This is a genomic window from Streptomyces sp. NPDC051567 (assembly GCF_044454165.1).
GTDB lineage: Bacteria > Actinomycetota > Actinomycetes > Streptomycetales > Streptomycetaceae > Streptomyces.
On record NZ_JBITDK010000008.1, the window covers coordinates 232384 to 250705 of the forward strand.

At 72.2% G+C, this 18322-nt stretch carries 18 protein-coding genes; 10 read left to right on the forward strand and 8 right to left on the reverse strand.

The window, feature by feature from the left end; all coding sequences use genetic code 11:
• The first annotated feature begins 13 nt into the window (after positions 1 to 13).
• The 8 genes from ACIA5F_RS12630 to ACIA5F_RS12665 all read left to right on the forward strand — a co-directional run bounded on the left by ACIA5F_RS12630 (position 14) and on the right by ACIA5F_RS12665 (position 7911).
• Positions 14 to 403, forward strand: coding sequence for a nuclear transport factor 2 family protein (locus ACIA5F_RS12630; RefSeq protein WP_399351826.1), 390 nt, complete (start codon positions 14 to 16; stop codon positions 401 to 403).
• A gap of 292 nt (positions 404 to 695) precedes the next feature.
• A complete protein-coding gene (locus ACIA5F_RS12635; protein WP_399351824.1) occupies positions 696 to 1640 on the forward strand; it encodes an alpha/beta hydrolase in 945 nt (314 codons plus the stop codon).
• Between the two features lie 90 nt (positions 1641 to 1730).
• Positions 1731 to 3050, forward strand: a complete 1320-nt coding sequence (locus ACIA5F_RS12640; protein WP_399351822.1) for a sensor histidine kinase — start codon at positions 1731 to 1733, stop codon at positions 3048 to 3050.
• The gene (locus ACIA5F_RS12645; protein WP_399351820.1) at positions 3047 to 3718 is read left to right on the forward strand and encodes a response regulator; all 672 of its coding nucleotides are present in this window, start codon (positions 3047 to 3049) and stop codon (positions 3716 to 3718) included. Before ACIA5F_RS12640 ends, ACIA5F_RS12645 begins: the two co-directional genes overlap by 4 nt.
• A 231-nt stretch (positions 3719 to 3949) precedes the next feature.
• On the forward strand, positions 3950 to 5215 hold the full coding sequence (locus tag ACIA5F_RS12650; protein WP_399351818.1) for a sensor histidine kinase: 1266 nt from the start codon (positions 3950 to 3952) through the stop codon (positions 5213 to 5215).
• Positions 5212 to 5889 carry a response regulator gene (locus ACIA5F_RS12655; RefSeq protein ID WP_399351816.1) on the forward strand — a complete coding sequence of 226 codons (678 nt, stop codon included), beginning with the start codon at positions 5212 to 5214 and terminating at the stop codon, positions 5887 to 5889. Before ACIA5F_RS12650 ends, ACIA5F_RS12655 begins: the two co-directional genes overlap by 4 nt.
• 57 nt (positions 5890 to 5946) lie before the next feature.
• Positions 5947 to 6594: an HD domain-containing protein gene (locus ACIA5F_RS12660; protein WP_399351814.1), complete on the forward strand. Its 648-nt coding sequence runs from the start codon at positions 5947 to 5949 to the stop codon at positions 6592 to 6594.
• 114 nt (positions 6595 to 6708) lie between these two features.
• Entirely contained in the window at positions 6709 to 7911 is a 1203-nt protein-coding gene (locus ACIA5F_RS12665) for a cytochrome P450 (RefSeq protein WP_399351812.1), read from the forward strand.
• 284 nt (positions 7912 to 8195) lie between these two features.
• Here the strand turns inward: ACIA5F_RS12665 and ACIA5F_RS12670 are convergent, their stop codons facing one another.
• Positions 8196 to 9860: an ABC transporter permease gene (locus tag ACIA5F_RS12670; RefSeq protein WP_399351810.1), complete on the reverse strand. Its 1665-nt coding sequence runs from the start codon at positions 9858 to 9860 to the stop codon at positions 8196 to 8198.
• Entirely contained in the window at positions 9857 to 10816 is a 960-nt protein-coding gene (locus ACIA5F_RS12675; protein ID WP_399351808.1) for an ATP-binding cassette domain-containing protein, read from the reverse strand. Before ACIA5F_RS12675 ends, ACIA5F_RS12670 begins: the two co-directional genes overlap by 4 nt.
• A gap of 125 nt (positions 10817 to 10941) precedes the next feature.
• Here ACIA5F_RS12675 and ACIA5F_RS12680 point away from each other — a divergent pair, with 125 nt between their 5' ends.
• The gene (locus ACIA5F_RS12680) at positions 10942 to 11517 is read left to right on the forward strand and encodes a GbsR/MarR family transcriptional regulator (protein ID WP_399351806.1); all 576 of its coding nucleotides are present in this window, start codon (positions 10942 to 10944) and stop codon (positions 11515 to 11517) included.
• A 107-nt stretch (positions 11518 to 11624) separates the two neighbouring features.
• Here the strand turns inward: ACIA5F_RS12680 and ACIA5F_RS12685 are convergent, their stop codons facing one another.
• A complete protein-coding gene (locus tag ACIA5F_RS12685) occupies positions 11625 to 12437 on the reverse strand; it encodes a diacylglycerol kinase (RefSeq protein ID WP_399351975.1) in 813 nt (270 codons plus the stop codon).
• A gap of 184 nt (positions 12438 to 12621) precedes the next feature.
• On the opposite strand from ACIA5F_RS12685, the gene ACIA5F_RS12690 reads away from it, so the two are divergent.
• Positions 12622 to 13905, forward strand: coding sequence for an adenylosuccinate synthase (locus ACIA5F_RS12690; RefSeq protein ID WP_399351804.1), 1284 nt, complete (start codon positions 12622 to 12624; stop codon positions 13903 to 13905).
• Positions 13906 to 13997: 92 nt separating this feature from the next.
• Here the strand turns inward: ACIA5F_RS12690 and ACIA5F_RS12695 are convergent, their stop codons facing one another.
• The 5 genes from ACIA5F_RS12695 to ACIA5F_RS12715 form a co-directional block, all read right to left on the reverse strand.
• Positions 13998 to 14399 carry a DNA-binding protein gene (locus ACIA5F_RS12695; protein WP_399351802.1) on the reverse strand — a complete coding sequence of 134 codons (402 nt, stop codon included), beginning with the start codon at positions 14397 to 14399 and terminating at the stop codon, positions 13998 to 14000.
• Positions 14396 to 14644 (reverse strand): hypothetical protein, encoded by a 249-nt coding sequence (locus ACIA5F_RS12700; protein ID WP_399351800.1) that lies wholly within the window; start codon positions 14642 to 14644, stop codon positions 14396 to 14398. Before ACIA5F_RS12700 ends, ACIA5F_RS12695 begins: the two co-directional genes overlap by 4 nt.
• Before the next feature lie 108 nt (positions 14645 to 14752).
• Positions 14753 to 15628 carry an alpha/beta hydrolase family protein gene (locus ACIA5F_RS12705; protein WP_399351798.1) on the reverse strand — a complete coding sequence of 292 codons (876 nt, stop codon included), beginning with the start codon at positions 15626 to 15628 and terminating at the stop codon, positions 14753 to 14755.
• A 198-nt stretch (positions 15629 to 15826) separates the two neighbouring features.
• Complete coding sequence (gene kynU / locus ACIA5F_RS12710; RefSeq protein ID WP_399351796.1) at positions 15827 to 17143, reverse strand: kynureninase; 1317 nt, start codon at positions 17141 to 17143, stop codon at positions 15827 to 15829.
• A complete protein-coding gene (locus tag ACIA5F_RS12715) occupies positions 17136 to 17984 on the reverse strand; it encodes a tryptophan 2,3-dioxygenase family protein (protein ID WP_399351794.1) in 849 nt (282 codons plus the stop codon). Before ACIA5F_RS12715 ends, kynU begins: the two co-directional genes overlap by 8 nt.
• Positions 17985 to 18322 lie beyond the last annotated feature (338 nt).

The following is an 18322-nucleotide window of genomic DNA, read 5'->3' on the forward strand; positions in this document are numbered from 1 at the left end:
GACACTGCCGCACATGGAGCCGTTGAACGTAGTGGCACAACTGTGGGAACGGATCGAGGCACGCGACTGGGACGGAGTGGCCGGGCTCGTCGCCGAGGACGCGGTCATCGAATGGCCGGTCAGCAGCGAACGCATCGTGGGGCGCGCCAACTTCATCGCCGTGCTCCGTGACGACGGTGACGCGGACGAGAGTTCCGTGGAGGTCCTCCGGATTCTCGGGGACGGGGACCTCGTCGTCACCGAGGTGGAAATACCACAGGACCACGTCGTCTACCGGGCCGTATCCCTCTGGACGGTCAGGGACGGGGAGATCGTCGGCGCCCGGGAGTACTGGACCAGCCCCGGCCAGGACCCGGCGCCGCGCTGGCGCGCGGGGTACGTCGAGCCCATGGTGGCGGACTGAGCTGTGGTGATGGCCGTCTGACGGTCGACCGGGCGGTCGGGCGGCCTGACGGCGCCGGGGTGCGGGGCCGGGCTCGGGCGCCGTGGGGTACGGGCGTCGCGGGGTGCGGGGCGGGGCCCGGGGGTGGGGCTCCGGGGCGGTGGTCAGGACCGTTCGCGTAGCTCCCTGGTTCCCTCTGTCATACCTGAGAGCCACCTCTGAACCCGGCTCTCCAGCGGGACGCCGACGACGGCGCCCCCTTCCTAACTTCGTCACGGAGAAGACCGCATCCCTCTGGACGAAGGAAGACACCATGGCCGTCGGCCGCCGCCTGCTCCGCACTCTGCTGGCCGGACTCGCCGTCGTCGCGGTCGCGTTCCCCCTGTCCGGCACCGCCTCCGCCGGTGTCCCCGCCCCCACGCCCACGGTGCTCGCCGGGGACGCCACCCTCCACGACCGGTACGCCACCGCCCTCACGGATCTCGCCGCCGCGGACCGCGCGGCACAGGACGCCGGACGCACCGGCCGGGCCGCGGCGCTCCAGGCCATGGGGGCGGGCGGGACGGCCAGGCTCCTCGCCTTCGACGGCCGGGGAAGGGGCCGGGCCGTCGAGGTGTTCGGCGATCTGGAGAGCGCCGGCCGGGTCGCCGTACTGATACCCGGTTCGGACACGACGCTGGACACCTACCAGAGGTTCCGGGCCGGAGCGGTCGCCCTGTACCAGCGCCTCCGCGCCGGGGACCCGCACACCGCCGTGGTCGCCTGGCTCGGGTACGACACCCCCGGCACGGTCAGCGGGACCGTTCTGACCACCGGCCGCGCGGACGAGGCCGCGGCCGTACTGGCTCCCTTCCTCGACGGGTTGCGGGAGACCACCGGACCCGGTGCCCGGTTCTCCCTCCTCTGTCACTCCTACGGTTCGGTGGTCTGCGCGCGGACCGTGACCGGCCCCCAGGTCACCGACATGGCCTTGTTCGGCAGTCCGGGCACGGGTGCCGCCACCGCCCGTGACCTGCCGACCGGGGCCCGGGTCTGGGCCGGGCGGGGCAGCGGCGACTGGATCGGGCGGGTCCCCCACCTCCGCTTCGCCGGAGTCGGGTTCGCGACCGACCCCGTGGACCCCGCCTTCGGAGCGCGCGTCTTCGCCGCCGGCGCCGCCGGGCACAGCGACTACCTCGTGCCCGGCGGCGAGTCGCTCGACAGCCTGGCCTCGATCGTCCTCGGCACCGCCCGCACCACGGAGGCCGGCCATGCGTGAGCACCGTTCCCCTCCCGGTCCTGGCTTCCGGTCCCGGCTTCCGGCCGGAGGCCGGGACCGGGAGGGTGTCCCGTGCCTAGGCTGACCGGCGTGAAAAACGAGCAGACCGCCCTCCCGGACCAGATCCTCGTGCGGCAGGACGCCTTCCTGCGGAACCTGGCGCGGGAGTTGCTGACCCTGGACCGGGACCCGCTGCCCAGGATGAACCGGCCGCGTCTGCTGGCCCGGCTGCCGCATGTGCTGGTCCTCTGCGCGGCCGTGCTCTTCGGCTTCCTCACCTCGGCGCAGCTCGCCGACCACTACGCCGTCACGGGCGCCCCCTCGCTGGTGCTGTCGGTCCTGACCGGTGCGTCCGTCGCGCTCGCGACGGTCCGGCCGGTCGCCGCCTTCTGGCTCGGCCTCGTCACCGCGGCTCTGATCGCCTGGGCCGGCCACGCCCAGGCCGGGCAGGGCCAGAGCTGGCCGTGGACGCCCGGCGGGATCTTCGTGTTCGCCCCGCTGGTGCTCCTGGTGGCCCTGCGCGTGCCGCCCCGGGCCACCGTCGCGGCCGCCGGTCTCCCGATCGCCCTGACCGTCCTGGCCGAGGCCCTCGCCCAGCCGGAGCGCGGTCGGAGCAGCGTCGTGGGTGCCCTCCTCCTCTTCGGCTTCGTGGGGCTCCTCGGCTACGCGCTGCGCGCACTGCGCCTGGCCCGGGGCGAGCTGGTCGAACAGGAGACCCTCACCGAGGAGGAACGGGCCCGGCGCACCCTGCTGGAGGAGCGCGGCCGGATCGCCCGCGAGCTGCACGACGTCGTCGCGCACCACATGTCGGTGATCTCCATCCAGGCCCAGGTCGCCCCTCATCTGGTGGAGGACCCGTCCGAGGAGCTCAAGGAGAACCTGGCGGGTATCCGGCAGAACGCTCTGGAGGCCCTGACGGAGCTGCGCAGGGTCCTGGGCGTGCTCCGCTCCGAGCAGCCGGACGACTCCGCGGACGCCCATCGTCCGCAGCCCACCCTGGCCGAGTTGGACGGCCTCGTGGACAACGTGCGGGGTGCCGGGCTGGAGGTCACCGTCGAGACGGCGGGGATCAGACGGCCCCTGGCCCCGGGTGTCGAGCTGACCGCGTACCGGATCGTGCAGGAGGCCCTGAGCAACTGCCTGCGCCACGCGCCCGGCTCCCGGGTGGAGGTCGGCATCGCGTACGGGCCGCGCGCACTGCACCTGTGCGTGGCCAACACCGCGCCGGCCCGGCCCGTCCCGCCCCCGCAAGGCACGGGCCACGGACTGCTGGGGATGCGGGAACGGGCGGGCATGCTGGGCGGCGAGCTGGCCGCCGGTCCCCGGCCCGGCGGCGGGTACGAGGTGAGCGCCGTACTTCCCCTGGACCCGCCCCACGACTCCTCCCCCGAGACGAAGAAGGACTCATGACCACCCCGATCAAGGTGATGATCGCCGACGACCAGATGATGGTCCGGCAGGGCTTCACCGTCCTCCTCGACGCACAGCCCGACATCGTGGTGGTCGGCCAGGCCGTGAACGGCGCCGATGCCGTGGCGAAGGCCGCCGAGCTCGGACCGGACGTGGTGCTGATGGACATCCGGATGCCGGGGATGGGCGGCATCGAGGCCACCTCCGTCATCACCGGCGTCCCGGACTCCACCGTGAAGGTGCTGATGCTGACCACCTTCGACCTGGACGAGTACGTGTACGAGGCGTTGCGTTCCGGCGCCTCCGGGTTCCTGCTCAAGGACGCGTCGGCCGACCAGCTCGCCGAGGCGGTACGGGTGGTGGCGGCCGGGGAGGCGCTGCTCTCCCCGAACATCACGAAGCGGCTGATCACCGAGTTCTCCCGGCTGGGGGCGCCCCGGGCGCCGTCGAAGGCGCGGATCGACGAGCTGACCGGGCGGGAGACGGAAGTACTGTCGCTGATCGCCCAGGGACTGTCGAACGCGGAGATCGCGGAGCACCTGGTGGTGGCGGAGCAGACCGTGAAGACCCATGTGGGCCGCATCCTGGTGAAGCTGGGCCTGCGGGACCGCACCCAGGCCGCCGTCTTCGCGTACGAGACCGGTCTGGTCCGTCCGGCGGGCTACTGAGAGCCCGGGTAGTACTTGAGAGGGACCCCAGAAGATCCCCTTCAACGGCGACGCGGACGAGGTGGGACTGGACCTACCGTTCTGTATGTGAGCGAGACGACCACCGGGGGGTCAACCCGGACATCGGAAAACAGAACGGGCTCCAGTCTCTTCCCGGCATTCCGCCGGGACCTGATCACGGATGCCTTCGCCTACCGACCACTTCCACTGCAGCGCACGGACACCCCGCTGGTGCTGCGGCTTCCGGAGCAGATGCGCCCGGCGGCGGCGTACGCGCCCCATGCGGCCGTGTGGCTGCTGGCGCTCCTCGTGATCGTCCTCACCGGTGCACACGAAGGCCTGTACCGGTCCTCGCCCATGGCCTTGGGCCTGGGAGTGGTAGCCGCTGTCCCGGTGCTGACCACCTTGGTGCGGCCGGTGGGAGCCTTCTGGTGCGCGATAGCGGCCAGTGGCGTGCTGGCCGTACTGATACCCGGCGGGACGACCTGGCCGTGGTCATTCGGCTCGTTCGTCGCCCACGTAACCGTGGTGACGGTCGTCGCGATGCGGACCGGACCCCGGGTCGCGATGTGGATGTGGGCCGTCACTCTGGGGACCAGTATCACCCTGTCGGCCGTACTCGGCTGGGGTGGCCTGGGAAGCGTCATCCTCATGACCTTCATCTCGGCGATCTCGCTGCTGACCGCCAGCGTCCGGCACATCCGCCGGGAGGCGGAGCAGGAGGTCACGGCTCAGCAGGAGGTCACAGCCGTCGAGCGCGACCGGAGGACACTCCTTGAGGAGCGGACGACGATCGCGCGGGAACTGCACGACGTGGTGGCCCACCACATGTCGGTGGTGGCGATCCAGGCGGAGGCCGCGCCGTACCGGGTGAAGGACACCCCGCCGGAGCTTGAGGCGGCGTTCGCCACCATCCGGGAGAACGCGGTGGCGGCCCTGACCGAGCTGCGCCGGGTCCTGGGCGTGGTCCGCTCCGCGGACTACGAGGCCCCGGACGCCCCGCAGCCGACGCTGGCCGCGCTGGACAAGCTCCTGGCCAATGTGCGGGAAGCCGGACTGAGTGTGGACAAGACGGTCACGGGTGCGGTGCGGGAACTACCGCAGGGCGTGGAACTGTCGGCGTACCGGATCATCCAGGAGGCCCTGAGCAACACCCTGCGGCACGCACCGGGTGCGTCGGCCGGGGTGGAGGTGTCGTACGTCCTGGGCGGCCTGGGGGTACGGATCGTCAACGAGCCCGGGACCGAGGAGACCCGTCCCTCTCCGGGGGCCGGGCACGGCATCACCGGGATGCGGGAGCGGGTGGCCATGCTGGAGGGGGAGATGACCGCCGGGGAGACGGCGTCGGGCGGGTACGAGGTGGCGGTCTTCATACCGGTCCGTGCCCGTCAGGAACCGAACCCCGGGACGAAGGAGAAGGCCGTGGAGAAGACGGCGGCGATGGCGACGGGTACAGGGACGGGGACGCCGGCCGGGCCAGGGGGGAAGAGGGCATGACGATCCGGGTGCTGATCGTCGACGACCAGATGATGGTCCGGGAGGGGTTCTCCGTCCTGTTGAACGCCATGGACGGCATCGAGGTGGTGGGCGAGGCGGTCGACGGCCGGGAGGCCATCGCCCAGGTCGCGGCGCTCAGGCCGGATGTGGTGCTCATGGACATCCGGATGCCGGAGATGAACGGGCTGGAGGCGACACGGGAGATCGTGGCGGCCGGCACGGGCACGAAGGTTCTGGTCCTGACCACCTTCGACCTCGACGAGTACGTGTACCAGGCACTGCGGGCCGGGGCCTCCGGGTTCCTGCTCAAGGACGCGTCGGCCCGCCAGCTGGCGGACGGGGTACGGGTGGTGGCGGCCGGGGACGCGCTGCTGGCGCCCTCGGTGACCAGGCGGCTGATCTCGGAGTTCTCGAAGATGTCGCAGCTGCCGCAGCTGCCGCAGCTGCCGAGACCGGCGGACCCGGCGGTCGTGGAGGAGCTGACGGAACGGGAGACGGAGGTGCTGGTACTGATCGCGCAGGGGCTGTCCAACGCGGAGATAGCGGGCCGGCTGATCGTCGCGGAGTCCACGATCAAGACCCACGTGAGCCGCGTCCTGGTGAAGCTGGGCCTCCGGGACCGTACCCAGGCGGCGGTGTTCGCCTACGAGAACCGGGTGGTCAGGCCGGGATAGACCTGGCGGCCCGGACGGAAGGCGGGGAGGCTGGGGACACGTCGAGAGGAGCGTGTCATGAGTACGCAGGGGAACACCGCCGCCGGGGTGGCGGTGCCGGACGGCAAGCTCGCCGCCGAGGCGACCGAGCTGGTGCGGGACACCACGAGTGAGCTGATCTACCACCACTCGCGGCGGGTGTACTGGTTCGGGAGCCTCCAGGGTCAGCGGCGTGGCCTCGACTTCGATCCGGAGCTGCTCTACATCGGGGCGATGTTCCACGATCTGGGGCTCGGGGAACGGTTCCGCGGGAGCGGGCGCCGGTTCGAAGTGGACGGGGCGGACGAGGCCCGGCGGTTCCTGGAGCGCCACGGGGTACCGGAGGACGGTGTCCGCCGGGTGTGGACGGCGATCGCCCTCCACACCACCCCGGGCATCCCGGAGTTCATGGAGCCGGAGGTGGCGTTGGTGACGGCGGGCGTCGAGTACGACGTCCTGGGCATCGGCTTCGACGACATCGGCCCGGCCGCCCGCGCCGCGATCACCGCGCTGCACCCCCGACCCGACTTCAAGCGGCGGATTCTCGAAGCCTTCACCGAGGGCATCGCCCCGAAGCCGGACACGGCCTTCGGCAACGTGAAGGCGGACGTACTGCGGCACTTCGTGCCGGGTTTCGTACCCGGTGATTTCGTGGAGGTGATCCAGAACTCCCCCTGGGACGAGTAGGCAGGAGGACGGAGCAGCGCGACGGACCGCTACGGACCGAAGGCTGGGGGCGAAGGCCTGAGGGCTGAGGGCTGAGGGCTGAGGGCTGAGAAGGACAGCCTTTAGGGTGCGGGGATGGGCTTTGATCCGTGGGATGCCGCGTTTGTCGCCGATCCGTACCCGGCCTACCGGGAGTTGCGGGAGCAGGGCAGGGCCGTGTGGTGGGAGCCCACCGGGCAGTGGCTGGTACCGCACTACGCCGATGTGAGCGCGCTGCTGCGTGACCGGAGGCTGTGCCGGACCTACCTGCACCGCTTCACCCACGAGGAGTTCGGGCGTGAGGTGCCGTCGGCGGAGCACGAGCCCTTCCACGTCCTCAACGGCAACGGCCTGCTGGACCTGGAGAATCCCGCGCACGCGCGGGTACGGAGGCTGGTGGCCAAGGCGTTCACGCCGAGGACCGTGGAGCGGCTCGTGCCCGCCGTGCGGCGGCTGGCGCAGGAGCTGGTGGGGAGGTTGCTCGCGGAGGGGGGCGGGGATCTGCTCACCACTGTCGCCGAACCGCTGCCGGTGGCCGTGATCGCGGAGCTGCTGGGCGTGCCGGAGGCGGACCGGGCGCTGCTGCGGCCCTGGTCGGCCGATATCTGCGGGATGTTCGAGCTCCGGCCGGACGAGGAGACGGCCCGCCGCGCGGTGCGGGCGAGCGTCGAGTTCAGCGCGTACCTGCACGGGCTGATCGCCGAGCGGCGCGCCCGGCCCGGCGAGGATGTGATCTCCGGGCTGATCGCCGCACACGATGAGGAGGGGCGGCTCAGCGAGCAGGAGATGATCTCCACCTGCGTGCTCCTGCTGAACGCGGGCCACGAGGCCACCGTCAACAGCACGGTCAACGGCTGGTGGTCCCTGTTCAGGAATCCCGGGCAGCTCGCCGCCCTCCGCGCGCGTCCCGAAAAGTTGTCCACAGCTGTGGATGAACTTCTCCGGTACGACACCCCGCTCCAGATGTTCGAACGCTGGGTGCTCGACGACATCACCGTCGGGGAGACCACCGTCCCGCGCGGGGCGGAGGTCGCGCTGCTCTTCGGGTCCGCGAACCGCGACCCCGCACGGTTCACGGACCCCGACATTCTGGACCTCTCCCGGGCCGACAATCCGCACCTGAGCTTCGGGGCCGGAATCCACTACTGCCTGGGCGCTCCGCTCGCGCTGCGGGAGCTGGAGGCGTCCTTCGGGGCACTGCTGGCGGACGGAGTGCCGCCACTGCGGCTCGTGGAGGAGCCCCGGTGGCAGGAGGGCTACGTCATCCGGGGTCTGGAACGGCTGCTGGTGGAGTTCTAGTGCCGCGTCAGGCGACGTTTGCCCGTCAAGGAGCGGCGCCCGGTGCGTGGTTCCGGTGCGTCGGCCGGAAGTCCTCGTACGGGACGTACCTGGGCTTTCGGCCGGTGCGGCGGGAGTGCGTGCCGGGCGTCGCGACGGGGCGAACGTTGCCCGACGCGGCACTACCCACCACCCATCGGGGTTCCAGCCGTCGCGAGAAGGTTCGTCCTCCCGGTGAAGTCCCGGTCGCCGCACAGGAACTGACCGTCCACCCCAGCCCACCTCGTCCCCCGGCAGAGGGGTCGTCAGGTCGCCAGGTCGCGGTGGCGGAAGGTGCCGAGGGCGGCCGTGGTGAGGGCGACCGCCAGGGCGGTCAGGGTCAGCAGAGGCACCCAGGCCAGGGTCTGCGTACCCGGGACCCAGGAGGGGTGGGCGAAGGGGGAGAGGTCCAGGAGCGGCTGCGGGAGGTTCAGCGCCGGGCCGATCCAGCCCAGGGCCAGCGCGGCCCCGGCCACCGCCCAGGCGGCTGCCGCGTACCGCGGGGCCGCGCCGTGCAGCAGCGCCGCCAGTGCCCCGATCACCCATACCGCCGGGAGCTGGGCCAGGCAGGAGGCCACCGCCGCGCCCGGGTTCTCGCCGTGGCCGACGCCCAGGCCGAGCCCGGCCAGCAGCAGGATCAGCGCCGAGCCGCCGAAGGCGATGGCCAGGTGGCCTCCGGCCCAGGTCAGCCGTCCGACCGGGCCCGCCAGCAGGGGTTCGGCCCGCTGCCCCGACTCCTCGGCGCTCAGGCGCAGCACCGCCGAGACGAGGTAGAGGGCGGCGACCATGCCGAGCATTCCGGCCATCGTCGTGAGGAAGGCGTCGGCGAGCCCACCCGTCCCGCTGATCCCACCCGTCCCGCCCGCCCCGGACGGATCACCCAGGCCGCCCGGCCCTCCCTGACCGCCCGGACCGCCCCGCTCACCCTGCCCGCCCATGCGTTCGATCACTTCGCGCGTCTTCGCGTTGTCGCCGATGAGCCGGGTGGCCCCGTCCGTCAGCGCGCCGAAGGCCAGGCCGGCGGTGAGGAAGGCGAGGCTCCAGCCGGTCAGGCTGCCCCGCTGGAGCCGCCAGGCCAGGGCTCCGGCCGAGCCGAGCCTCCCGTGCGTCGGCCCCGGCCGGGCCGGCAGGAAGCTCAGACCGAGGTCGCGCCGTCCGGCCAGGACGTACGCCACCGCCACCTGCCCGGCCACGGCCGCCGCGAAGAGGCCCAGCACCCACCAGCGTTCGGCCGCGAAGGCCCTCAGGTGCTCCAGCCAGCCCAGCGGGGAGAGCCAGGTCAGCGGGCTCGCACCGGCCGCCGAGCCCGCGTCGCCCGCCGCGCGCAGGGCGAAGGCCGCACCGATCGACGCCCCCGTGAGCCCCCGCGCGAGCCGGGCGCTCCCGGTGAGCTGCGCCGCGACGGCGGCCAGGCTCGCGAAGACCGCCCCGGTGGCGCCGATGCCCAGCCCGAGGGCGAGCGCGCCGCCCGCGCCCTGCCCGGCCAGGCCGACGGTGACCAGCAGCACGGCGAGGCCGTTGGCGGTCAGGGCCGCCAGCAGCGCGGCCGTCAGCGGGGCCCGGCGTCCCACCATGGCGGCGGAGAACAGTTCCTGACGGCCGCTCTCCTCCTCCTCGCGGGTGTGCCGGACGACGACGACCAGGCTCATGACCCCGGCGAGCAGCCCTGCGTAGACCCCGCCCCGCCAGGCGGTCAGCGCGCCGATCGAGTCGCCGAACACCGGCCCGTACAGGGCGCGCAGGGACCCGTTGGCGTTGGTCGTGGAGACCAGGACGGCCCGTTCGGCGGAGGTCGCGTACACCGAGGCGAGCGTGCCCGGCATGCTGAGCACGGTCATCGCCACGGCCATGATCCAGACCGGCATGATCACCCGGTCGCGGCGCAGGGCGAGGCGCAGCAGGGCGCCGGTCCCGGCGAGCTGGTTCCTCATCGCGCCGCACCTCCCGCGTCCTCCCGTACGCCCTGCCCGCCCCGTACGTCCTGCCCGCCCGAGCCTCCCGGGCCGCCCTCCGCGTAGTGGCGGAGGAAGAGTTCTTCGAGCGTCGGCGGGGCCGAGGTCAGGGCGCGGACGCCGCAGGTGGCGAGGGTGCGCAGGACGGCGTCCAGCGCGTCGGCGTCGGCGTGGAGGCGGACCGTCAGCCCGCGCACCTCCACGTCGTGGACGCCCGGCAGGTGCGCGAGGCCGTCCGGTGGTGAGGCCAGCTCGGCCGTGACCGAGGTACGGGTCAGGTGGCGCAGCTCGGCCAGGGTGCCCGTCTCCACCGTGCGGCCCTTGCGGATGATGCTGACGCGGTCGCACAGGGCCTCGGCCTCGCTGAGGATGTGCGAGCTGAGCAGGACGGTGCGCCCGGCGTCGCGCGCCTGGGCGACACAGCTCCGGAAGACCTCCTCCATCAGCGGGTCGAGGCCGGAGGTGGGCTCGTCGAGGACGAGCAGTTCGGCGTCGGCCGCGAAGGCCGCGACGAGGGCGACCTTCTGCCGGTTGCCCTTGGAGTACGTGTGCCCCTTCTTGGCCGGGTCGAGGTCGAACCGTTCGATCAGCTCGGCCCGGCGGGCGCGGTCGAGGCCTCCGCGCAGTCGCCCGTAGAGGTCGATGACCTCGCCGCCGGAGAGGTTGCGCCAGAGGGCGACGTCGCCGGGGACGTAGGCGATGCGGCGGTGGAGGGCGACGGCGTCGGCCCAGGGGTCACCGCCGAGGACCTCGGCGGTGCCGGAGTCGGCACGGAGCAGGCCCAGCAGAATCCGGAGCGCGGTGGATTTACCGGCGCCGTTGGGGCCGAGGAAGCCGTGCACCTCGCCGGTGGTGACCGCGAGATCGAGCCCGTCCAGTGCGTGGGTGCGGCCGAATGCCTTGCGGAGTCCGGCGACGCTGATGGCCTTCGTCATGCTTTCGAACGTACGCTACCTTCACAAATTTGTGAAGGTCAGGAATAACGTAAAGTTGAGGGGAGGAGGGTGTGAAGGGTGTGGAAGGCGTGAAGGACGTGAGGGGTGCGGAGGACGTGAAAGACATGAACGCCGAGATGAGCACGGGCGCGGACACCGGTACGGACACGGACGTGGACGTGGACACAGGGGCTGCCGGGGCGGCCGGGACACCGGGCAGTTCCGGGACGCGGGACGGAGCGGCCGTTTCGCGGTTCGTGGAACGGTTCGCCGCGCAGCTCACCGAGGCGGGGATGCAGCGGATGGCGGCACGGGTCTTCGCGCAACTGCTGGCCAGCGACGGCGGGGCGATGACCTCGGCGGAGCTGGGCGAGGCCCTGCGGATCAGTCCGGCGGCGGTGTCGGGGGCGGTGGCGTACCTGACGCAGGTCAACATGGTCAGCCGGGAGCGCGAGCCGGGCTCCCGGCGGGACCGGTACGTGCTGCACGACGGGCTCTGGTACGAGACGTTCACCCGGCGGGACCAGGTGCTGACCCTGTGGGAGAAGACCCTCCGGGAGGGCGCGGTCTCCCTGGGCACCGACACGCCCGCCGGGGCCAGGGTCGCGGAGACGGCGGCCTTCTTCGCGTTCATGCAGCGCGAGCTGCTGGGCCTGCTGGAACGCTGGCGCACCTACCGGTCGGGCCTGGACCTCGACTGACGCCCCACCCGACCCCACCCGACCATCCCGGCCCGCCCGACCACCCCGGCCCGCCCTGCGCGCCCGCACCGTTCGACCCAGTCACCCCAGGCCCCGGCCCCGCCCGCTCACCGGGGCAGTGTCAGCGTCCACGCCGTCGGGTGGACCGTCCAGGTGCGACAGTCGACCGGGCCCGTCGTCGTCGCGTCGGCGCGGTAGCGGAACTCGCCGCCCGACACCGTCACCGTCTTGGCCCGGACCCGCAGCGGTCGCCCGCCGCCGCCCGCGCGGACCTCGACCTCGGCCAGCCCGTCGCCCTCCCGGGCCGTCACCGAGACGCTCTCCACCGGCCGGTCCGCGTCCGCGATCACCACCCCGTCCGCCTCCACCCGCAGCCGCCGCACCGCGCCGCCGGACACCGGCGGGCGGACGATCGTACGGACCAGCGAGCGGTACGCGCTCCACACCGAGGGCCCGGCCGGTCTGGGGACCGCCCGCAGCGGCAGGACGCAGAGGCTGCCCAGCACCACCCCGTCGTCCTCGTCCACCAGCAGGTCCCGCAGCCCCGTCGCGCCGTCGAGCACCGCCCGCGCCGCGAGGACCGCCGAAAGCGGCACGCCCAGTGACCTCGCCAGCCCCAGGGACGCCACCGGCCCCACCGGGACCAGCGAGACGGCCAGCCCGGACAGGGCCCGTTCCCGGTGCAGCAGCCCCACGGCCCGGACCAGGGCCCGGTCGTCACCCACGACCACCGGGCGCCGGTGACCCCGGCGGGCCAGGGCCCGCGCGAACTCCTCCGGCGAGTTCGGGAGGCAGATCTTCGCCGCCGCCCCGGCCGACAGCACGTCCCTCGCGATCCGCACGGACTCCCCGTCGAGACGGCGGGCGACCGGGTCGATGAGCACGAGCAGGCCGCCGACCGGCGCGCCCGCACGGCTCATGGTGGGCTCTGGAGCCGACACCTCGGTCCTTCCTCGGGTAGCATCTTTGTGCAAGAGGCCCTTGCGCTATTGCGCCAGGGCCTTCGTCTATTCCGGGGTACCGGTCCGACGGCTCAGCCTGCGGTGTACATCGTCGTACGCCCCCTGACCTTGGACATGCCCCATCCGGAAGAGGTGTACGCCTGTGCCCGCTCTTGTGCTGCTCGGAGCTCAGTGGGGTGACGAGGGCAAGGGAAAGGCCACCGACCTGCTCGGTGGTTCCGTTGACTATGTAGTGCGCTACCAGGGTGGCAACAACGCCGGCCACACGGTCGTCGTGGGCGACCAGAAGTACGCGCTGCACCTTCTCCCCTCCGGCATCCTCTCCCCCGGATGCACCCCGGTCATCGGCAACGGTGTCGTCGTCGACCCGGCCGTCCTGCTCTCCGAGCTGCGCGGTCTGAACGAGCGCGGCATCGACACCTCCAAGCTGCTGCTCAGCGGCAACGCGCACCTGATCACGCCGTACAACGTCACCCTCGACAAGGTCGGCGAGCGCTTCCTGGGCAAGCGCAAGATCGGTACGACCGGCCGCGGCATCGGCCCGACCTACGCGGACAAGATCAACCGCGTCGGCATCCGCGTCCAGGACCTCTACGACGAGTCGATCCTCACCCAGAAGGTCGAAGCGGCGCTCGAAGGCAAGAACCAGCTCCTCGCGAAGCTGTACAACCGGCGCGCGATCGACCCGGCGCAGATCGTCGAGGAGATGCTCCAGTACGCGGAGCAGATCAAGCCGTACGTCGCCGACACCACCCTGATCATCAACAACGCGCTGGACGAGGACAAGGTCGTGCTCTTCGAGGGCGGCCAGGGCACGCTGCTCGACGTCGACCACGGCACGTACCCCTTCGTCACCTCCTCGAACCCGACCGCGGGCGGCGCCTGCACCGGTGCGGGTGTCGGTCCGACGAAGATCAGCCGCGTCATCGGCATCCTCAAGGCGTACACGACCCGTGTCGGCGCCGGCCCGTTCCCGACCGAGCTGTTCGACCAGGACGGCGAGGACCTGCGCCGCATCGGCGGCGAGCGCGGTGTGACCACCGGCCGTGACCGTCGCTGCGGCTGGTTCGACGCCCCGATCGCCCGCTACGCCACTCGCGTCAACGGCCTCACCGACTTCTTCCTCACCAAGCTGGACGTGCTGACCGGCTGGGAGCAGATCCCGGTCTGCGTCGCGTACGAGATCGACGGCAAGCGCGTCGAGGAGCTCCCGTACTCGCAGACGGACTTCCACCACGCGAAGCCGATCTACGAAATGCTCCCCGGCTGGTCCGAGGACATCACCAAGGCCAAGACCTTCGCGGACCTCCCGAAGAACGCCCAGGCGTACGTCAAGGCCCTGGAGGAGATGTCGGGCGCCCCGATCTCCGCGATCGGCGTCGGCCCCGGCCGCACCGAGACGATCGAGATCAACTCGTTCCTGTAGTCGGGAACGGACGGCGTGACAAGGCGTGAGGGGTGGGGTTCCCGTCCGGGAGCCCCACCCCTCACGCCTGTCCGGGCACGGCCGGAACCGTGTCAGACTTTGATGATCTTGACCTTGTCGCCGCACAGCATCGCCATGTCCTCGGCGTCCGAGGTCAGCATGACCACCGGACCGGGCTGGCGCAGTGCCATCTCGGCGACGGTCGCGTCGATGGCGTACTTGTGCCCGTGGCGCCCGACGGATTTCAGCAGCCGGGCTGCGGCTCTCGCGGCCTCGGCCGTCACCGGTTCGACCTGAACCCTGGAGAGTGCCCAGTCCAGCTTCGCGGGGTTCAGGCGGGAGTGGCTGACTTCCACGATCGTGTTGGCGCAGACAACGAAATTCGCCTCCAGCGAGTGGTACACCGCGAACCGCGAGAGCATCTTGCGGTCCTGCTCGATCCAAGCGGAGAAACCCTGGGAGTCGAGCACGACGGTCTCGACGGTCTGAGTCATGCGGCGGCGGCCGTGTCAGCGGCTTCGGGCATGTCGAAGAGCTCGGCTCTCGCTGCGGCCAGCTCTTCCTCTGTGAAGGCTCCGTGTTCTTCCTGGTAGCGAAGAAGGTCCTTCTCCATCAACCGGTGCCTGATCTGGCGGGCGACCGCCTCGGCCACGTAGCCGGAGATGTTGTCCGTCATCGTCCGAAGCTCATCCACCTGCTCGGTGGGCAGCGTCACGGTGATACGTGTGGTTCCTGACATGGTTCGAGCATACTCCGATATGCGCGAGGTGGATCGGGTTCGGTACGAGTGCCCTGCCGAGCCCCCGTGCACGGGATGCTCCGGGCCGGGCTGCCGGGTTGCCGGGCTCTACCAGGCGAGTTGCGCGATCTCCTCCAGGACCACCGCGCAGGCGTCCGCCGCCGGGTCGATCAGCGGGAAGTGGCCGACCCCGTCCAGCAGGGTCAGGCCGACCAGCTCCCCGGCCCGCGCCGCCGCCGCCACGTACGACTCCGCCACCCGGGCCGGGACGACGATGTCCTCCCGGCCCTGGACCAGCGCGGTGGCGATGCCCGTGGGCAGCAGCGCGGACGGGTCCGCGTAGGGCAGCCGGTCGGCGAAGTGTTCCGCGCCGCCCAGCAGTTGCGCGCTCGCGCCGCCGCAGACCTCCAGCGCCTCCGCCACCGCGAAGTCCGCGATGGGAGCCAGGGCCACCACGCCGCGCAGCACCGGCGCGCAGGACAGCCTCCACGGGGACCCGTACGGGAGCACGTGCCGGGCGGCGGCCCACAGCGCGAGCTGGCCGCCGGCCGAGTGACCGGTGACCACGACACGGCGGGTGTCGGCCTGCGGGAAGGTGCGCGCGGCCAGGTCCGGGAGGGCGTCCAGCGCGGCGGCCACGTCGTCGAAGGTCTCCGGCCAGCGGCCCGCCACGGGACCCTCGGCATCCTGGTGCGGGAGCGAACTGCCACGCCGGTACTCGACATTGGCGACGGCGAAGCCCCGCCGGGCCAGGAAGTCCGCGAACGGGGTGATGTGGCCCCGGTCGTACGGGGCCCGCCAGGCACCACCGTGCAGGACCACGACCAGCGGCACCGGCCCGCGCCCGCCGGCACGCGGGGCGTAGAAGTCCACGACCTGGTCCGGGTGGTCCCCGTAGGCGGCGGTGGCGTCCGGGGCGACGGGCGGGTGGGAGAGGGCCGAGGCGGCCTCGGCGGCATCCCGTTCCACTGCGGGGTCCGTCATCGGCTCAGCCTCTCGGTAACGCGTGTGACAGCGGGGACAGTTGAGATGAGGCGGTTGTCGGGGGCGGTTGTTCCGGCATACCGGCAGAGCGGGACCGTATCAGTCTGGAACGGGGCGTTCTGTGCGGGGTCCCGGATGTGCGAGGGCGGACGGGGCCGTGGCCCCGCCCGCCCCATGGGGTGACGATTCGCTACTGATTCACCCGAAAACGTGACCCAGCGTGCGCGCGGCACGCTCCGCATCGGTGAATCCGACGTAGAGCGGGGTGAAGCCGAACCGCAGGACGTCGGGTGCCCGGAAGTCCCCGACGACGCCCCGGGAGACGAGCTCCCGCATGACCTCGCGCGCGTTCGGGGCGCGCAGCGAGATCTGGCTGCCGCGCAGGGCGTGCGCGGCAGGGGTGACCGGCTCGACCACGCCCGGGGGCACGTACGCGGCCACGCAGTCGAGGAAGAAGTCGGTCAGGGCGAGCGACTTGGCCCGTACGGCGGCGACACGGACCCCGTCCCAGACGTCGAGCGCGGCCTCCAGGGCCAGCATGGACAGGATGTCCGGGGTCCCGACCCGGCCCCGCACCGCGCCCTCGGCCGGGCGGTAGCCCGGGGTCATGGCGAAGGGCTCGGCGTGGCCGTTCCAGCCGGGGAGCGGGGAGTCGAAACGGTCCTGGTGGCGGGCGGCGATGTACAGGTAGGCGGGGGCGCCGGGGCCGCCGTTGAGGTACTTGTACGTACAGCCGACCGCGAGGTCGACGCCGTGCGCGTCGAGGTCCACGGGGAGGGCTCCGGCCGAATGGCAGAGGTCCCAGACGGTGACGGCGCCGACGGCGTGCGCGGCGGCGGTGAGGGCCGGGAGGTCATGGAGACGGCCGGTGCGGTAGTCGACGTGGTTGAGGAGGACGACGGCGGTGTCCCCGTCGATCAGCTCCGCCGCACCGGCCCCACCTGACGGGCCCGCCCCGCCGGCCGGATCGACGGGGACGACCGTGAGGCCGGTCAGCCGGGCCGCCGACCGCGCGATGTAGCCGTCGGTCGGGAAGGTGGCGGCGTCGACCAGCAGCCGGGTCCGGCCGGGCGGCGCGAGGCGGGCCGCACCGACCAGGGCCTTGAAGAGGTTGACGCTGGTCGAGTCGCCGACCACCACCTGCCCGGGGGCGGCGCCGACCAGCGGCGCGATCTTGTCCCCGATCCGCTCGGGGGCGGTCCACCAGCCGGACTCGTCCCAGGAACGGATGAGCAGCTCGCCCCACTGACGGCGGACCACGTCGGCCACGGCCCCGGGAACGGCGGCCGGAAGTGCGCCGAGGGAGTTGCCGTCGAGGTAGACGACGCCCTCGGGAAGGGCGAACCGCTCGCGCAGGGCGCCGAGCCCGTCGGCGGCGTCGAGCGCGACGGCCCGCTCCACGAGCCCGGGAAGCGGGGCGGGACCGGGCCCGGGGTCGGGCCCGGGGTCGGGCCTGGGGTCGGAGACGGCTGCGGGCGTGGCTGCGGGCGTGGCTGCGGGCGTGGGCTCAGACATGGCTGCGGGCCGTCCAGAGCTCCGGGAAGACGTTCTTCGCCGCGCGCTTCTCCAGCCAGGTCACCCCGGCGGAGCCGCCCGTACCGGTCTTGGCTCCCATCGCGCGGCGGGTCGCCACCAGGTGGTCGTTGCGCCAGCGCCAGACCAGCTCGGCCACGTCCGTGAGGACCTCGCCGAGGCGGTGCAGGTCCGGGTACCGGTCCGGTTCGGCGTAGAGCCGCGTCCAGACGGCCTCGACCTCGGGCGAGGACTCGTAGCGCTGCGAGAGGTCCCGCCGCAGGACGGAGTCCGGGACGGGGAGGCCGCGCCGGGCGAGGAGGCGCAGCACCTCGTCGTAGAGGCCGGGTTCGTGGAGGGCCTTCTCCAGTTCCGCGTGAACCCGGGGGGCGCCCCGGTGCGGGACGAGCATGGAGGCCGACTTGTCGCCGAGCAGGAACTCCATCCGGCGGTACATGGCCGACTGGAAACCGGACCCCTCACCGAGGGCGGCGCGGTAGGCGTTGAACTGGCCCGGGGTGAGCTGGGCGAGGGGGCGCCAGGAGGCGTTGAGGGCTTCCAGTTCGCGCAGGGAACGCTTCAGCGCGTCCATCGCGACCGGGATGCGGTCCTCGCTCAGCGCGCGGGCCGCCGTCTCCCACTCGTGGACCACGACCGTGAACCACAACTCCATGACCTGGGTCGTGACCAGGAAGACCATCTCGCCCGGATCGTCCGACCGGAGGTGCTGGAGGTGGGTGAGGACGTCCGCCTGTACATAGTCCTCGTACGGGGTCGTGCCGTCGAAGTCGAGGTTCGGGGTGTCCGAACCGCCGGCTCCGGAGGCATCAAGGGTGTTCGACATCGCTGTCTCCTCGACACGTGCTTCCGGGTAGCGGTCCGCTCCTTCCGTGAGGTGAGTGGAGCCCCGGTCCCCTGCCCGCATCATAGGACCCGGTCCCGGCGGCGCTCCAGCGGAAAGTGGCCCGGGTCACACCCCCCGCCGGGCGGGCGCACCCGGGCGACCGGGCCGTGTTTCACGTGAAACACGCGCCGGTACGAGGGGGTGTTTCACGTGAAACACCCCCTACCGGCGGGCCCTCCGGGCGTACGTTTCACGTGAAACGTACGCCCGTGCTCACGCCCGCGTTTCACGTGAAACAGCCGATCCCGCCCGACGGGCGGGCCTGCGCCGGACGGGCG

Coding starts and splice junctions, on each gene's coding strand:
- ACIA5F_RS12705 (WP_399351798.1), bottom strand. CDS start 15,628: ATGACGGACCCCGCAGTGGAACGGGATGCCGCCGAGGCCGCCTCGGCC.
- ACIA5F_RS12645 (WP_399351820.1), top strand. CDS start 3,047: ATGACCACCCCGATCAAGGTGATGATCGCCGACGACCAGATGATGGTC.
- ACIA5F_RS12715 (WP_399351794.1), bottom strand. CDS start 17,984: ATGTCGAACACCCTTGATGCCTCCGGAGCCGGCGGTTCGGACACCCCG.
- ACIA5F_RS12655 (WP_399351816.1), top strand. CDS start 5,212: ATGACGATCCGGGTGCTGATCGTCGACGACCAGATGATGGTCCGGGAG.
- kynU (WP_399351796.1), bottom strand. CDS start 17,143: ATGTCTGAGCCCACGCCCGCAGCCACGCCCGCAGCCACGCCCGCAGCC.
- ACIA5F_RS12700 (WP_399351800.1), bottom strand. CDS start 14,644: ATGTCAGGAACCACACGTATCACCGTGACGCTGCCCACCGAGCAGGTG.
- ACIA5F_RS12670 (WP_399351810.1), bottom strand. CDS start 9,860: ATGAGGAACCAGCTCGCCGGGACCGGCGCCCTGCTGCGCCTCGCCCTG.
- ACIA5F_RS12680 (WP_399351806.1), top strand. CDS start 10,942: ATGAACGCCGAGATGAGCACGGGCGCGGACACCGGTACGGACACGGAC.
- ACIA5F_RS12665 (WP_399351812.1), top strand. CDS start 6,709: ATGGGCTTTGATCCGTGGGATGCCGCGTTTGTCGCCGATCCGTACCCG.
- ACIA5F_RS12675 (WP_399351808.1), bottom strand. CDS start 10,816: ATGACGAAGGCCATCAGCGTCGCCGGACTCCGCAAGGCATTCGGCCGC.
- ACIA5F_RS12685 (WP_399351975.1), bottom strand. CDS start 12,437: ATGAGCCGTGCGGGCGCGCCGGTCGGCGGCCTGCTCGTGCTCATCGAC.
- ACIA5F_RS12660 (WP_399351814.1), top strand. CDS start 5,947: ATGAGTACGCAGGGGAACACCGCCGCCGGGGTGGCGGTGCCGGACGGC.
- ACIA5F_RS12695 (WP_399351802.1), bottom strand. CDS start 14,399: ATGACTCAGACCGTCGAGACCGTCGTGCTCGACTCCCAGGGTTTCTCC.
- ACIA5F_RS12630 (WP_399351826.1), top strand. CDS start 14: ATGGAGCCGTTGAACGTAGTGGCACAACTGTGGGAACGGATCGAGGCA.
- ACIA5F_RS12635 (WP_399351824.1), top strand. CDS start 696: ATGGCCGTCGGCCGCCGCCTGCTCCGCACTCTGCTGGCCGGACTCGCC.